The organism is Mycolicibacterium nivoides (assembly GCF_003855255.1).
Taxonomy (GTDB): Bacteria; Actinomycetota; Actinomycetes; order Mycobacteriales; family Mycobacteriaceae; genus Mycobacterium; species Mycobacterium nivoides.
On record NZ_CP034072.1, the window covers coordinates 3,510,298 to 3,525,051 of the forward strand.

General features: G+C 67.3%; 15 protein-coding genes and 1 pseudogene. 11 read left to right on the forward strand and 5 right to left on the reverse strand.

What is annotated here, in order from left to right:
• The 4 genes from EH231_RS16865 to EH231_RS16880 form a co-directional block, all read left to right on the forward strand.
• Positions 1-230, forward strand: a 230-nt coding sequence (locus tag EH231_RS16865; protein ID WP_164480923.1) for a WYL domain-containing protein, incomplete at its 5' end; no start/stop codon positions are given.
• Positions 231-315: 85 nt separating this feature from the next.
• A complete protein-coding gene (locus EH231_RS16870) occupies positions 316-1,743 on the forward strand; it encodes an alpha/beta hydrolase (RefSeq protein WP_206429665.1) in 1,428 nt (475 codons plus the stop codon).
• A 104-nt stretch (positions 1,744-1,847) separates the two neighbouring features.
• The gene (locus EH231_RS16875) at positions 1,848-3,497 is read left to right on the forward strand and encodes a DNA repair helicase XPB (RefSeq protein WP_090426839.1); all 1,650 of its coding nucleotides are present in this window, start codon (positions 1,848-1,850) and stop codon (positions 3,495-3,497) included.
• Complete coding sequence (locus tag EH231_RS16880; RefSeq protein ID WP_124712825.1) at positions 3,494-3,844, forward strand: VOC family protein; 351 nt, start codon at positions 3,494-3,496, stop codon at positions 3,842-3,844. The genes EH231_RS16875 and EH231_RS16880 overlap by 4 nt, the downstream gene beginning before the upstream one ends.
• Here the strand turns inward: EH231_RS16880 and EH231_RS16885 are convergent.
• The 4 genes from EH231_RS16885 to EH231_RS16900 all read right to left on the reverse strand — a co-directional run bounded on the left by EH231_RS16885 (position 3,828) and on the right by EH231_RS16900 (position 7,055).
• Positions 3,828-5,351: a cytochrome P450 gene (locus EH231_RS16885; protein WP_124712826.1), complete on the reverse strand. Its 1,524-nt coding sequence runs from the start codon at positions 5,349-5,351 to the stop codon at positions 3,828-3,830. The genes EH231_RS16880 and EH231_RS16885 overlap by 17 nt on opposite strands.
• A gap of 88 nt (positions 5,352-5,439) precedes the next feature.
• Complete coding sequence (locus EH231_RS16890; protein WP_090428738.1) at positions 5,440-5,784, reverse strand: cupin domain-containing protein; 345 nt, start codon at positions 5,782-5,784, stop codon at positions 5,440-5,442.
• A 90-nt stretch (positions 5,785-5,874) separates the two neighbouring features.
• Positions 5,875-6,174 (reverse strand): hypothetical protein, encoded by a 300-nt coding sequence (locus EH231_RS16895; RefSeq protein WP_205867274.1) that lies wholly within the window; start codon positions 6,172-6,174, stop codon positions 5,875-5,877.
• Positions 6,175-6,248: 74 nt separating this feature from the next.
• Positions 6,249-7,055, reverse strand: coding sequence for a helix-turn-helix domain-containing protein (locus EH231_RS16900; RefSeq protein WP_090426834.1), 807 nt, complete (start codon positions 7,053-7,055; stop codon positions 6,249-6,251).
• A gap of 83 nt (positions 7,056-7,138) precedes the next feature.
• Between EH231_RS16900 and EH231_RS16905 the strand changes: the two genes are divergently transcribed.
• From EH231_RS16905 to EH231_RS16930, 6 genes are read left to right on the forward strand one after another with little or no spacing between them, the layout of a single operon-like run.
• Entirely contained in the window at positions 7,139-8,047 is a 909-nt protein-coding gene (locus tag EH231_RS16905) for an alpha/beta hydrolase (protein WP_124712827.1), read from the forward strand.
• Between the two features lie 11 nt (positions 8,048-8,058).
• Positions 8,059-8,898 (forward strand): MBL fold metallo-hydrolase, encoded by an 840-nt coding sequence (locus EH231_RS16910; RefSeq protein WP_170856286.1) that lies wholly within the window; start codon positions 8,059-8,061, stop codon positions 8,896-8,898.
• A 13-nt stretch (positions 8,899-8,911) separates the two neighbouring features.
• Positions 8,912-9,634, forward strand: a complete 723-nt coding sequence (locus tag EH231_RS16915) for a flavin reductase family protein (RefSeq protein WP_124712828.1) — start codon at positions 8,912-8,914, stop codon at positions 9,632-9,634.
• The gene (locus tag EH231_RS34310; RefSeq protein ID WP_234940015.1) at positions 9,631-10,761 is read left to right on the forward strand and encodes an alpha/beta fold hydrolase; all 1,131 of its coding nucleotides are present in this window, start codon (positions 9,631-9,633) and stop codon (positions 10,759-10,761) included. The genes EH231_RS16915 and EH231_RS34310 overlap by 4 nt, the downstream gene beginning before the upstream one ends.
• On the forward strand, positions 10,758-11,609 hold the full coding sequence (locus tag EH231_RS16925; protein ID WP_090426828.1) for an MBL fold metallo-hydrolase: 852 nt from the start codon (positions 10,758-10,760) through the stop codon (positions 11,607-11,609). Before EH231_RS34310 ends, EH231_RS16925 begins: the two co-directional genes overlap by 4 nt.
• 11 nt (positions 11,610-11,620) lie before the next feature.
• The gene (locus EH231_RS16930; protein WP_124712829.1) at positions 11,621-12,340 is read left to right on the forward strand and encodes a hypothetical protein; all 720 of its coding nucleotides are present in this window, start codon (positions 11,621-11,623) and stop codon (positions 12,338-12,340) included.
• 3 nt (positions 12,341-12,343) lie between these two features.
• Here the strand turns inward: EH231_RS16930 and EH231_RS16935 are convergent, their stop codons facing one another.
• On the reverse strand, positions 12,344-13,582 hold the full coding sequence (locus EH231_RS16935) for a thiolase family protein (protein WP_124712830.1): 1,239 nt from the start codon (positions 13,580-13,582) through the stop codon (positions 12,344-12,346).
• 233 nt (positions 13,583-13,815) lie between these two features.
• On the opposite strand from EH231_RS16935, the pseudogene EH231_RS16940 reads away from it, so the two are divergent.
• A pseudogene (locus tag EH231_RS16940) lies at positions 13,816-14,751 on the forward strand (YbfB/YjiJ family MFS transporter); the annotation flags it as partial.
• Between the last annotated feature and the right edge of the window lie 3 nt (positions 14,752-14,754).

Sequence of the window (14,754 nt, forward strand, 5' to 3'; positions counted from 1 at the left end):
GTGTGCGCCTCGACCCGGCCATGGCCATCACCCAGCTGCAGGACGCCGCGATCAACCAGACCTCCGTCGTGATCGGCTATGTCGACCCCGCGGGGGTGGCCACTCAGCGGGTGGTCTCCCCCATCAACGTGCGCGGCGGTCAGTTGACCGCGTTCGATCCGGCTGCCGGGCGGGTGCGCGAGTTCGCCATCCACCGCGTCACGTCGGTGGTGTCGGCCGACAGCGACTAGCTGCGACACCGCCTCTCCTAGCTCGGGGAAACTGGAAACACAGCCCGCTCACAGAGCCGTTCACGAATATGGCCACGTGACAACGATGTTGACGGCGGCGGATCAGGTGCCTCCGGCGTACCGAGGCGTGTCTCTGCTGCACGGTTGGTTGCCCCCCACGTTGCAGGTGATCGCGGCCGTGGCGTTGATCGCGGCGATCGGCTGGCGCACCCGGCGCTGGCGCCTGATCTGGCTGCCGTGCGCGATCGCGGTCGGCCTGGGCCTGGCGGCGTGGGCCCGCTGGTTCGTCCATTCGCAGGGGCTCGCGGGTGATCCCGCACCGGCCGAACTGTGGATATGGATCGGGCTGACCGGATTGGCGGCGGCCGTGCTGGCGCTGGGCTGGCGCGGCAGCCACTGGCGCAGGCGCACCGCCTCGGTGGCCGCGGTCCCGTTGTGCCTGCTGAGCGTGGGCGTGGCGGTCAACCTCTGGGTCGGCTACTTCCCCACGGTCACGGCACTGTGGAACGAGGTGACCGCCGGGCCCCTGCCCGGCGAGACCGATCTGGCCACAGCGCTCGACCAGCGCCAACGAGGTGCCATCCCGTCCCGCGGAGAGCTGGTCTCCGTCACGATTCCCGCCGACGAATCCGGCTTCAAACACCGCGACGAACTGGTGTACCTGCCGCCGGCCTGGTTCGCCGCATCGGCACCCCAGCTTCCCGTGGTCATGATGATCGCCGGGGAATTCAACACCCCTGCCGACTGGGCGCGCAGCGGCAACGCGATCGCCACCATCGACGATTTCGCAGCCGGCCACGGCGGCAACACCCCGGTCTTCGTCTTCGTCGACGTCGGCGGCTCGTTCAACAACGACACCGAATGCGTCAACGGGCCGCGCGGCAACGTCGCCGATCACCTCACCAAGGATGTGCCACCCTTCCTGACCAGCACCTTCGGCGTTCGTGACGCCGGCTGGGGTGTCGTCGGCTGGTCGATGGGCGGAACCTGTGCGGTGGACCTGACCGTGATGCATCCCGAGCTGTTCAGCAGCTTCGTCGACATCGCCGGCGACACCGGGCCCAACGCCGGCACCAAGGATCAGACCATCGCCAGGCTCTACGGCGGGGATGCCGCGGCCTGGTCAACCTTTGACCCGGCCACCGTGATCGACAAGCACGGCAGGTACCAGGGAGTGTCCGGCTGGTTCGTGATCTCCTCGGACGCCCCGGTCAAGCGCGGGTCGCATCAGGTCAATCCGGACGCGGTCGGCCTCGGCGGACAGGACGCCGGGGGCAATCCGGGCGACCAGACCGAAGCCGCTCACACCCTGTGCGACCTGGGCCGCGGCCACGGCATCTCCTGTGCCATCACCGCCCTGCCGGGCAAACACGATTGGCCGTTCGCCGAAGCGGTCCTGACCAAGACACTGCCCTGGCTGGCCGGCGCCGTCGGAACCCCCGGAGTACCGCAGGTACCGCTGCCGTCCGGCGGTGCGGCCCCACCCGCACCCATGGCGGCGGCGCCGCGCTGACCCGACCAGGTGCTCCGACACACGGTGCCGAATGCGGATGTCGGCTCATTCGGAATAATGGACGGGATGAGTTTTCCCGCCGTGAGCGAATGGACCCCCCGCACATGACTGACGGCCCCTTGATCGTCCAATCCGACAAGACGGTGCTGCTCGAAGTCGACCATGAGCAGGCCGGGGCGGCCCGCGCCGCCATCGCGCCGTTCGCCGAGCTCGAACGTGCCCCTGAGCACGTGCACACCTACCGCATCACCCCGTTGGCGCTGTGGAACGCCCGCGCTGCCGGCCACGACGCCGAGCAGGTGGTCGATGCGCTGGTCAGCTTCTCGCGCTACCCGGTACCGCAGCCTCTGCTGGTCGACATCGTCGACACGATGGCCCGCTACGGCCGGCTCCAGCTGATCAAGCACCCTGCGCACGGGTTGACGCTGGTCAGCCTGGACCGTGCGGTGCTCGAGGAGGTGCTGCGCAACAAGAAGATCGCCCCGATGCTGGGCGCGCGCCTCGACGACGACACCGTGATCGTCCACAACAGCGAGCGTGGCCGCGTCAAGCAGATGCTGCTCAAGATCGGCTGGCCGGCCGAGGATCTGGCCGGCTACGTCGACGGCGAGGCACATCCGATCGAGCTGGCCCAGGACGGCTGGGCGCTGCGCGACTACCAGGAGATGGCCACCGACTCGTTCTGGGCGGGAGGCTCCGGTGTGGTGGTGCTGCCCTGCGGTGCCGGTAAGACCCTGGTCGGGGCGGCTGCGATGGCCAAGGCGGGCGCGACGACGCTGATCCTGGTCACCAACACCGTGGCCGGGCGACAGTGGAAGCGCGAACTGGTGGCACGCACCTCGCTGACCGAGGACGAGATCGGCGAGTATTCGGGTGAGAAGAAGGAGATCCGGCCGGTCACCATCGCGACGTACCAGGTGATCACCCGCCGGACCAAGGGCGAATACAAGCATCTGGAGCTGTTCGACAGCCGCGACTGGGGGCTGATCATCTACGACGAGGTTCACCTGCTGCCGGCACCGGTGTTCCGGATGACCGCCGATCTGCAGTCCCGGCGGCGGCTGGGCCTGACGGCGACCCTGATCCGCGAGGACGGCCGCGAGGGTGACGTCTTCTCGCTGATCGGTCCGAAGCGCTACGACGCGCCGTGGAAGGACATCGAGGCCCAGGGCTGGATCGCCCCCGCCGAGTGCATCGAGGTGCGGGTGACGATGACCGACAACGAGCGGATGCTCTACGCGACCGCCGAACCGGAGGAACGCTACAAGCTGTGCTCGACGGTGCACACCAAGATCGCGGTGGTCCGCTCGATCCTGGAGCGCCACCCCGGCGAGCCGACCCTGGTGATCGGCGCCTACCTGGACCAACTGGAAGAACTGGGCCAGGAACTGGACGCCCCGGTGATCCAGGGGTCGACGAAGAATTCCGAGCGCGAGGCCCTGTTCGACGCGTTCCGGCGCGGCGAGATCTCGACCCTGGTGGTCAGCAAGGTGGCCAACTTCTCCATCGACCTACCGGAAGCGTCTGTCGCGGTTCAGGTTTCAGGCACTTTCGGATCCCGCCAGGAGGAGGCGCAGCGTTTGGGCCGCCTGTTACGGCCCAAGGCCAGCGGCGGCGGTGCGGTGTTCTACTCCGTGGTCTCGCGTGATTCGTTGGACGCCGAGTACGCGGCCCACCGGCAGCGCTTCCTGGCCGAACAGGGATACGGTTACGTCATCAAGGACGCCGACGACCTGTTGGGGCCCGCGATATGACGGTGCGGCGGGTGATGCCCGTGCTCACGGTGTCCGACGCCGCCGCGACCGCCGCCGTGTACGCCCGGACGCTCGGGTTGGCCGAGGTGATGAACCACGGCTGGATCATCACCCTGGCCGATGCGGAGCGCCGCCATCAGGTGAGTCTGATGACGAAGGATGCCACCGCCCCGGTCAATCCGTCGGTTTCGATCGAAGTCGACGACGTCGACGCCGCGTATACGTCTGCAGTCGAGGCGGGCCTGGAGATCGTGCATCCACTGAGCGACGAGGACTGGGGTGTGCGTCGATTCTTCTTCGCCGATCAGTCAGGCAACGTCGTCAACGTCCTCAGCCACCGCGGATAGCCCGCTTTCGCACTGTCATCAGCAATTCACCGTCCGGGCCGCCGGTGAAGGTGAGCTCGCGGCGTAGCCGTTGACCCGGCACGAGGTCGAGCTCGAAACGCTGTGCGAGGGTGGCGATCACCAACGTCGCCTCGAAGCTGGCGAAACCTGAGGCGATGCACATCCGCCGGCCCGCCCCGAACGGCATCTGGGCGCGACGCTGCGGCCCGTCGAGGTTCTCCTTCAGGAACCTCTCCGGGTCGTATCTGTCGGCGTTCTCCCACACCCGATCGTTGTGGTGCACGCTGTGCGTGAGGATGGCGACGCTGGTTCCGGCCTTGATCGGGTAATCACCCAGCACGTCATCGGATTTCGCCACCCGAGCCATACCCATGATGGGGGGGTACACGCGCATCGCTTCAGCCACCACGGCCTGCGTCCACGGCAGGTTCTCCACGTCGTCCGCGGTGGGTTCCCGGCCACCGAGCACATCGTCGAGTTCACGTCCGAGCCGGTCGCGGGCATCGGGGTTCCGCGACAGCAGGTACCAGGTCCACGCCAGCGCCGCCGCGGTGGTTTCGAAGCCCGCACCGAGGAACGTCATGACCTCGTCGCGGATCTCCAGATCGCTGTAGCGGTAGCCGGTTTCGGGGTCCTCGGCTGCGATCAACAGGGCCAGCAGATTATCGGTGCGCTCGATCTTGCCGCTGCGGTGGTCGGCGATGAGCTGATCGATGAACCGTTCGATGCGCCGCAGTCCGCGCCGAGCCCGGGGCGCCACCAGCCACGCGCCGCGTCGCAACGCGTTGATCGAGAACCGTGGTGACGAAAACCCCTCGGCGATCCGGCGCAGCGGCCGGGCCGCCCCGAGAAGGAACCCGTAGCCGAAAAGCGTCAACAGACGGGCGAAGTCGGTACGCATCTGCTCGGCGAGCCGACCGTTGAGTTCGATGCCGAACATCGTGCGGGCGATGATGTCCAGGGTCACGTAGTTCATCTCGGCGGCGATGTCCACCGGTTGACCGGCGGCCAGGCTCGCCTCCCAGCGCCGGGCGGCGGCCACACTGGCCTCGGTCATCTGCGGCGCGAAGGCATCCACCTGCCGCTTGGCGAAGATCGGCTGGACCAAACGCCGATTGCGTTGCCACAGTTCATCGTTGAGGTCGGTGACCAGGCCCCGCCCGAACGCCACCGCCAACAGGTCGTACTCGGCATTCTTGGCGTAGTTGTCCTGATTGGAGACCAGCACGTGACGGGCGATGTCGGGATTGCGCACCACCACGAACTTGGCCAGCGGCGTGCGGGCGACGACGATGTCGTCCTGGCCCGGCAATTCGGTGGCGTACTCGTAGATGGTGTGTCGGTAGCCGGCCCGGATCGCTTTGAGGGCCAGCCACCACGATTTGAGGTACCCGACCTCGGTGTGCTGCCAGCGCACCGGCGTGGGCGCCCAGCGCGGCGGGTGCAGCGCCCCGGTCCCGCGAACTGGGCACGTGCTGTCTGCGGTTTGCGCGCTGGGCACAGTCATCCGGCCACCTCCCCGTGAGCGCCGGGAAGCCGACCCGGACTCGGGGTATACAGTACCGGCGGTATCGGGTTAAAGCCAGAGTCGACCTCTAGGTGTGCGGCCCCATGACCTTGACCACGGTCAGGAGCACCACCGAATCCGCGAGGGCCTGCAGACTGTGCCGCGTCCGCGGGATCACGATGTGATCGCCGGGTGAACCTTCCCAACTCGCTTCGGAATTGGCCAGCTTCACCCTGCCTTCGATCACCTGCAGCGTGGCTTCACCAGGGCTCTCATGCTCGTCGAGCCCGTTTCCCTCGGTCAGCGCGATCAGGGTCTGGCGCAGCTGGTGCTCATGGCCGCCGTAGACCGTGTGGGCACTGCGCCCGCTGCTGGCCGCGCGGGCTGAGGCCAACTGCTGACGGGCAATCGCGGTGAGCGAGATCTTCTCCATACCCACAGATCGTGCCACCTCAGGCGGCCGCCCATGGCCGATCCACGGCGGGTCCGAAGGAAGCCCGGATGAATCACCCCGCAGTGAATCTCACGTGACCGTGACGTCATCTATGTCGATTGTCACGGTGACCATGTCGCGCAGCGGTTGCCCGTCATCGTCGCGGGCGTAGACGATGCGGTTCATCGGCAACACGATGCCGTCCACCACCCGATGGTTGCGGGAATAGTGCGCAGCCGGTGAATCGGCAGAAATGTCGACGCTGTAGTCGCGGCGGCGGATGAGTCCGTCCGAATCGACGGCCTCCCCGTCCTCGCGCCAGTCACCGAGTTCCTCGGTATGGACCCCGGGAAACGTCAGAGCATACGGCTCGGACAGGTAGGTCCACATCGCATACCCCGCGAAGTAGGCCAGTTGAAGTGGCGTCCACGGCGTCTCCGCCGCGGCAGGAGCAGGCTCAGCAGCTATCCCGAACGGAGCTCGTCGAGCGCACGCGCCGAGTCGCTGCCAGGTTCTGCACGGAAGATGATCAGGTGCTGTCCGCCGGAGTGGGGCACATGCAGCCGGTTGCGGTGCAGGTGCAGCTCCCCCACCCGCGGATGGCGTACGTGGGTGATACCGGGGCGGTACCCGACGTCGGCCCGTGCCCATAGTTCACGGAACCGCTCACTGGCAGACGAAAGCTCCTCGATCATCGAGCGAAGCCGCGGATCGTCAGGGGTACTGCCCGCGACTTCGCGCAGCCCACTGACCGCGATGTCGGTGGCCTCCTCCCAGTCGACGAAGAACTCCCGCGCGGCGGGATCCAACAGGCGCCATTTCAGGAAGTTCTGTCCGGGCTGGAACGCCGGCGCGAGGGCTCGGGCCACCGGATTGGCGGCCAGCACGTCCTGGTACCGGTTGGCCACGATCGCCGGCATCGGAAACTGGTCGATCAGCTCATCGAGTCCGTCTGCGACATCTTCGAGATCACCCTGATCCCAGCGTGTTCCGGTCTGTCCGGCCAGCTGGTGCAGATACTCGGTGCCCTTGATGTCCAGCTGCAGAGCGCGAGCCAGCGCATCGAGCACCTGAGCGGACGGGTGCTTGTCACGACCTTGCTCGAGCCGCAGGTAGTAGTCGGCACTGATGCCGGCCAACAACGCGAGTTCCTCACGGCGCAACCCGGCAACCCGCCGGCGTGCGCCGCCTACCAGGCCGACGTCCTCGGGGCGGACCTGTTCGCGCCGCGATCGCAGGTAGTCGCCAAGGGCATTGTCCTTCGCCGCCACCTGTTGAGCGTAAGCCTGGTCCCGCCAATACCAGGATCAACGTGGCGTTCCCACCCGGTCTCGGCCGGTCGGAGGGTGGAGACATGGTTGAACGACACGACATCGAGTTCGCGGGCGAAGGCGCTGTGACACTGCGCGGATGGCTGTTCCGGCCGGAGGGGCCGGGCCCGCATCCCGGCATCACGATGGCGCACGGATTCGCCGGGGTGAAGGAGCACGGCCTGGAGCGGTTCGCTCGCTTCTTCGCCGATGCGGGGTTTGTGGTGCTGGTGCACGATCACCGGGGCTTCGGTGCCAGCGACGGTTCGCCCCGATTCGACGTAGACCCCTGGGCGCAGATCGCGGACTGGCGCCGGGCCATCTCGTTCCTGGAGAGCCGGCCGGACGTGGACGCCGAGCGGATCGGGCTGTGGGGTAGCAGCTACGCAGGCGGGCACGCCATCGTGCTCGGCGCCACCGATCGCAGACTCCGGGCGGTCGTCGCGCAGGTGCCCACCATCAGCGGCTACCAGCAGAGCCTGCGCCGGGTGCCGCCCGATCAGGTCGCCGACCTGCAGACCAAGTTCATCGAGGACGACCGCGCCCAGTTCCGCGGCGGGTCCCCGGCACTGCAGGCGGTGGTGAGCAGCGATCCGGCTGTCCCGGCCGCCTACCGCTCCCCTGATGCGATCGCGTTCTACACCCAGCCGACGATGCCGGACAACGTGTGGCACAACAGCATGACGGTCCGCTCGTCACGCGCGGCGCGGATGTACGAGCCCGGCATCTGGATCGACCGGGTTTCCCCCACACCGCTGCTGATGGTCGTCGGCCTTCAGGACACCGTCACCGTCACCGATCTGGCACTGGCCGCCTACGAACGGGCCCTGGAGCCCAAGAAGCTCGTGACCATCAGCGGAGGGCACTTCGATCCCTACCAGGGTCGGTTCGACCGGGCCGCGGGCGCGGCCCGGGACTGGTTCACCCAGCACCTCACCCAATCCGAATTGTGAAGGGAAACATCATGACTGCTCTGCGCTACGAGGTAATGGTCCATGACGGCCTACCCCGCCATCGCGAACAGCGACTGCCCGACGGCAGCCCCATCGTGTCGTCGCCGGTGGCGTCCACGCTCATCCTGGGCGAGCACGATGCTGCGCTCGTGGATCCTCCATTCACCCACGACCAGGTGCGCCGCACCGCCGAGTGGGTCGAGAAGTCTGGCAGGACACTGAAGTTCATCTACGCCACGCACGGCCACGGTGATCACTGGTTCGGCACCGACGCGCTCCTGCAGCAGTTCCCCGCAGCGGTCGCCTACGCCACCGAAGGCACCATCGCGAAGATGCACGAGCAGGCCGTCGAGGGGCGCGCCCAGATGTGGGACGTCGATTTCCCAGGCCAGATCCCACCGAGCCCGGTTGTCTACCAGCCTGTTCCGACCGAAGGCCTGCTATTGGAGGGCGAGCGTCTGGTGCCCATCGAGGTTGGGCACACCGACACCGACGACACCACGGTGCTGTACGTGCCCTCGATCGGGTTGGTGGTGGCAGGCGACGTCGCCTACAACGGCGTGCACCAGTATCTACTGGAAAGCGACCACGGCGGGATCAAGGCCTGGCTGCAGGCGCTCAACACAGTCTCGGCGCTACAGCCTCGCGCCGTGGTGGCGGGGCACAAGAACAAGGATCTCCCCGACGATCCGGCAATCCTCGCCGAGACCCGCGACTATCTGCTCGACGCGCAGCGGATCATCGCCGGAAAGCCGAGTCCCCAAGAGTTTTTCGACCACATGACACGGCTGTACCCGAACCGCCTCAATGTCGGTCCGGTCTGGTACAGCGCCGTAGCCCTGCTGTCCTGAAGGGAATACAGAAATGATCATCGATGCCGACGACCTCGATCCCACGTCGAGCTACAAGCTTCTCATCGGCAGCATCCTGCCCCGCGCGATCGCCTGGGTCAGCACCAAGTCGACCGAAAACGTGGGCAATATCGCGCCGGTCTCGTTCTTCACCGTCGTCGGCCGGATGCCACCGATCCTGTCCATCTCTCTTCAGCCGCGCTCTGACGGCGTCACGCTCAAGGACACCTTCGTCAACATCCGTGACACCGGGGAGTTCGTGGTCAACGTCGCCACGATCGCCCAGGCCGACGCCGTACACCGGTCCGCTTTCGAATTCGACTCCGGTGTTGACGAATTCGAAGCCCTGGGGCTGACCAAGGCGCCATCGGAAACCATCTCGGCGCCTCGCATCGCGGAGTCACCGATCTCGTTCGAATGCGTGGTGGACCGCATCATCCCGATGCCGCCGCTGCCCGACCACGTGGTGTGGGGCCGGGTGAAGCGCATCCACGTACGCGACGACCTGTACCTGTCGCGCGGGCGCATCGACGTCGGCGCACTCAACGCATTCGGCCGCCTGGCGGGCGAGTACACGATGGTCGACAACATCTTCACCACCCCGCTGCCAGAGGGACTTGCCGAGACACTGGCCGTACAGCGCGCGGAGCGGTTGGACGGCAAGGCAACTGACTACTCCCCCATCGACACCGCCGCGTGGTCACCGTCCGGCGCGACGAAGGCGGCGGCGAAATGATCACCTTGCTCCTCATCCATGGTTTCCTCGACGACATCAACGTCTGGGACGACCTGGTTTCCGAACTACCCGACGACGCACGCGTCATCCGTTGTCAGCTGCCCGGCTTCGGCACCCGGGCCGACGAGCCATCCCCGGATCTGGCCTTGCAAGCGCTGGCCGCCGAGGCCGGCCAACTGCTCGACGAAGTCGACTCAGATGTCATCGTCGTCGGCCAGAGCCTGGGCACTCAGGTCGCCGAACTGGTCGCCGCCGGTCACGCCGGCAAGGTCACTGGGCTGGTGTTGCTCACCCCGGTCCCGTTGGGCGGCACCCGACTCCCCGAAGACGCCCTGGGCCCGTTCCGGGCGTTGGGCGGCGATCCCGGTGCGCAGCGCGCTGCGCGGTCCACCCTTTCCCCGGCCCTGACCGACGCGCAGCTCGATCGACTGACCCGCACCGGAGCGTGGGCACGCCCCGACGTGGTGAGCCGCTATGTGGACGTCTGGAACAACGGCGTGGCGGATGCGCCATCGACCAGCGATTTCACCGGGCCCGTACTGGTGATCCGGGGCGGCGCGGACTCCTTCGTCACCGACCAACTGGTCTCAACGATCACGCCGCGCTTCCCGCAGGCCCGTGAACGGGTGATCGAACGCGGCGGGCACTGGGTTCACGTCGAGTTCGCCGCCGAGGTCGCTTCCGCCATCGTGGCGTTCGCCGACGAAATCGCCGGTCGTGCGACTTCCGCAGGCTGGCGCCGCGCATTCGCCGAGCAGTCGCGGGCCGGCTTCGCCGAGGCCTTCGCCGACGGCGTGGTGCTCGACGCCACGACCCTCATCGAACCCGTCGTCGGCCGGGATGCGGTCGCCACCGTACTCGGTGTCGCCAGCTCGATATACGAGGCGCTGGAGTTCACCGCCGAGACCACCGATGGATCGACCAGCTACGTCCAATGGCGGGCAACGGCTTTCGGCGGCATGGCGATCCGGGGCATCACGATCCTGGACCGCGATGCCGAGGGACGCATCGTCTCCGCAGCCATCCACCACCGACCGCTTGGCGTCGTACTGCGGTTCTCCGCCGAGATCCGTGACCGCCTCGCTGGAGTCATCCCGTCAACGCATTTCCTCCAGGAGACACGATGAGCGCGTTGGCACACCAGGTGTTCGTCACCGGTCAGATCCCCCAGTCCGGCCGCGGGCCACTCCCCGACGGCAGTCCGCGGATGTGGTCGCCGATCTCGTCGACGCTGATCACGGGTTCGGCCGACGCGGTGCTCGTCGATCCGCCGCTCACCCTCACGCAGGCAGCCGAAGTCGGTGACTGGATCGAAGCGTCCGGCCGACGACTGACCGGGATCTACCTCACGCACGGACACGGCGACCACTGGTTCGGCGCGATCCCGCTGCTGCAGCGGTTCGGCGATGCGGTGGTCTACGCCACGGCGGGTACCAGGCAGCACATGGCAGCCCAGAATTCACCCGAGTTCCGGGCCGGCTTCTGGGACAAGGTGTTTCCCGGGGAGCTGCCGACCGGAGATGTCGACGTCTGCATCGTCGACGAAGCCGGGTTCGGACTCGAGGGTGAGCGCCTGCTGCCGGTCGAGGTCGGTCACACCGACACCGATGCCACCACCATGCTGCACGTGCCGAGCACCGGACTTCTTGTCGCCGGCGATGTGGTCTACAACGGTGTTCACCTTTACCTGACCGAGTCGGGCGGGGTGGCAGGACTCGATGAGTGGCTCGCGGCCCTGGACATCGCCGAGGCTCTGCGGCCCACCACGGTGATAGCCGGGCACAAGAATCCCGACGCGCCAGACGGTCTCTCTCAGATCGACGCCACCCGCCGCTATCTGACCGATGCACGCAAGCTGCTCGAATCATCCACCGGCGCAGAACAGTTCTACACCGACATGCTGACCCGGCACCCCGACCGGATCAATCCGGGCGCGCTGTGGGGTGCGGCGACTACCCTGTTCTCACCGAAGTGACGAGGCCCGAGATGACCGATCTGCTTGCCGACGTGCTGGACGCCCACGGTGGACTGACCCGGTGGAATGAGTTCTCCCGGGTCGAGGCAACGATCGTCACAGCAGGCAAACTCTGGGCGCTCAAAGGTCAACCGCAGGACGACACTCCGCGCCGAATGACCGTCGCCCTCCGCCAGCAGTGGGCATCGGTGCAGCCGTTCGGTGCGCCCGACCAGAAAACCGACTTCACACCCGATCGCGTCGCGATCGAGAAGTTGGACGGCCGCGTGGTCGCCGAGTTGGGCAGCCCGCGGGACTCGTTCGGCGGCCACGCACTCGAGACCCCGTGGACTCCGTTGCAGCGCGCATACTTCAACGGCTATGCGCTGTGGAACTATCTGACCGCGCCGTTCCTGATGTCATTGCCGGGCTTCGCGGTCCACGAGATCGACCCGGTCACCGACTGCGGCGAGACGTGGCGGAGCCTGCAGGTGCACTACCCGTCGTACATCGCCAGTCATAGTCGAGTGGAGGAGTTCTACTTCGACGCCGACCACCTGATCCGGCGTCACGACTACCGGGTGGATGTGGCCGGCGGATTCGCCACCAAGCACTACACCGACGACCTCGTCGAATTCGACGGCATCAAGGTTCCGACGAAACGCCGTGCATACCGCTGCGATGCGAACGGCCAGATCCTGCCGGACGAACTCATGGTGGCCATCGATCTGACCAACATCGGGTTCGCCTGAGCGTCAGCTCGCCTCGGGATTCTCCAGAACGACGGCCACACCCTGGCCGGAGCCGACGCACACGCCGACGACGCCATAGCGGGCGTTGCGCTCGCGCAGCTCGGTGGCGAGCGTGAGTACGTACCGCGTGCCCGTAGCACCGAACGGGTGACCGATCGCCACGGCGCCCCCATTGGGCGTGAGCTTCTCGTCCGGCACGGTGAACCCGCCGAGCTGGTTGGGCAGTTCACGCAGCACGCCGAGTGCCTGCGCACTGAACGCCTCGTGCACCTCCCACACGTCAATCTGCTCGGGCTGCAGCCCCGCCCGCTTGATGGCCAGCGGTATGGCCCAGGCCGGGGCGATGCCCATCACCAGCGGGTCGATGCCGTACACGGCCGACGACACCACCCGTGCCAGCGGACGGACCCCCAGTTCGGCCGCGCGCTCGCCGGACGCCAGCAGCACAGCGCTGGCGCCGTCGGTCAGCGGAGTCGAGTTGGCCGCGGTCATCTGCTTGGTTCCCGGTTGCGGCGGCAGCTTGGCCAGTTGCTCGGCGGTGGTGTCGTCGCGGATGAACTCGTCGTGCTCGAACGTCCGTCCCGGTGCCTTCTTCGTCGCAGCGATCTCGACCGGCAGGATCTCCTTGGCCAGCCGGCCGGAGTCCCGTGTTGCCTTGGCGTGCTGCTGGCTGCGCAGCGCGAAGGCGTCGATCTCCTCACGGGTCAGGCCGTAGCGGTCGGCCACGTTCTGCGCCGTCTCGATCATCCCGATGTAGGCATTGCGGGCCAGCAGCGCCGGGTTGGGCGGACCGCCGGCACCCGCCCACATGGTGTCGAGCAGGATCACCGGACCGCGGGGCGAGAACGGTGCGTCGCCCTTCATGTAGGCCCAGCCCGAGCGCGACATCGACTCGACGCCGCAGGCGATCCCGACGCCCAGGTCGCCGGCCCGGATCGCGTGCGCCACATTGATCGTGGCGCTCAGCGACGAGGCACAGAACCTGTTGATGGTCGCCCCGGCGACGCTGTCCGGGAAGCCCGCTGCCAGGGCGGCCCACCGGCCGACATCACCCATGCCCTCGTGGGCAGGGTTGACGCAGCCGGCGACGATGTCCTCGATCTGGTCCATCGGTACGCCGACGCGCTCGCACGCGCCCTTCATGATCATCCCGAGAAGATCGTCGGCGCGGATGTGCGACAGCGAGCTGCCGTACCGGGCGAACGGTGTGCGAACACCGCCGAGCACAAATGCATCAGTCATGAGCGGCTCCCAGGGTCACCCGGAGCGTAACCCGCACAGAGGACATCGGGCCAGAAACGGCTGGGAGGTAACGCCTCACAGCTACAAGCCATTCGGTCGTGGCAGGCCAGACCTGGCCCGCACACCATGGACGGATGCGCAATCACCCCTGGATGCATGTCGCACGCACCGCCGCGATTCTGGCTGCAGCGATGGGGATCGGACGCTTCGTGTACACCCCGATCCTGCCGTTGATGACCGCGCACGCCGGACTCAGCACGTCGGCCGCGGGCCACCTGGCCACCGCCAACTATGTGGGGTATCTGGTGGGTGCGGTAGCCGGCGCATGCTCACCGCGGCTTGCCCGTTCAATCGCCGCATGTCGGGTGTCGATCGTCGTGCTGGTAGCCAGCCTGGCGGCGATGGCGTTGACCGACAACGTCTTCAGCTGGATGGTGCTCCGCCTGACCGCAGGGGTGGCCAGCGCCCTGGTGTTCGTCATCGCCATCAACACCGTCTTGGAACACCTTCACGATCACCCGCCGCATCTGCCCGGCTGGGCGTTCGGCGGTGTCGGTATCGGCATCGCCTTGTCGGCCGCACTGGTGTTCGGTCTGCCTGCGCAGACCGGGTGGAGGGCAGCGTGGTGGCTGGCCGCCGGACTCGCCGCTGCGCTTGGCGCCGCCGCCTGGTCGCTACGCCCGGTTCCACGTGCAGAGGGTGTCAAAATCACTGGTGGCCAAGGAAATGCCGCGCATCGCCCGTTCGCCTGGTTGTTCGGCAGCTACACCCTCGAGGGCATCGGGTACATCATCGCAGGCACCTTCCTGGTGGCCGCCATCGCGCAGCACTCGCCGGGCCGGCTGGGCACCGGGGCGTGGCTCGTGGTCGGACTGGCGGCGATTCCCTCCGCCGCATTGTGGGCACGGCTGAGCTCCCGCTACTCCCACCCCGTGCTGCTTGCCACCGCACTGCTGTTGCAGGCCGGTGGCATCGGCCTGGCTTGCACCGGAAACGGCCTTGCGGCGCTGATCGGTGCCGTCCTGTTCGGCGGCACATTCATCGGGATCAGCACGCTGGCACTGGCCGCCGGCCGGCTGCTGCAGTTTCCGGGAGCCGTCGCGCTGCTGACCGCCGGCTACTCCGTCGGCCAGATCATCGGACCAGTTGCGGTGTCCCCGTTTGTGCACAAC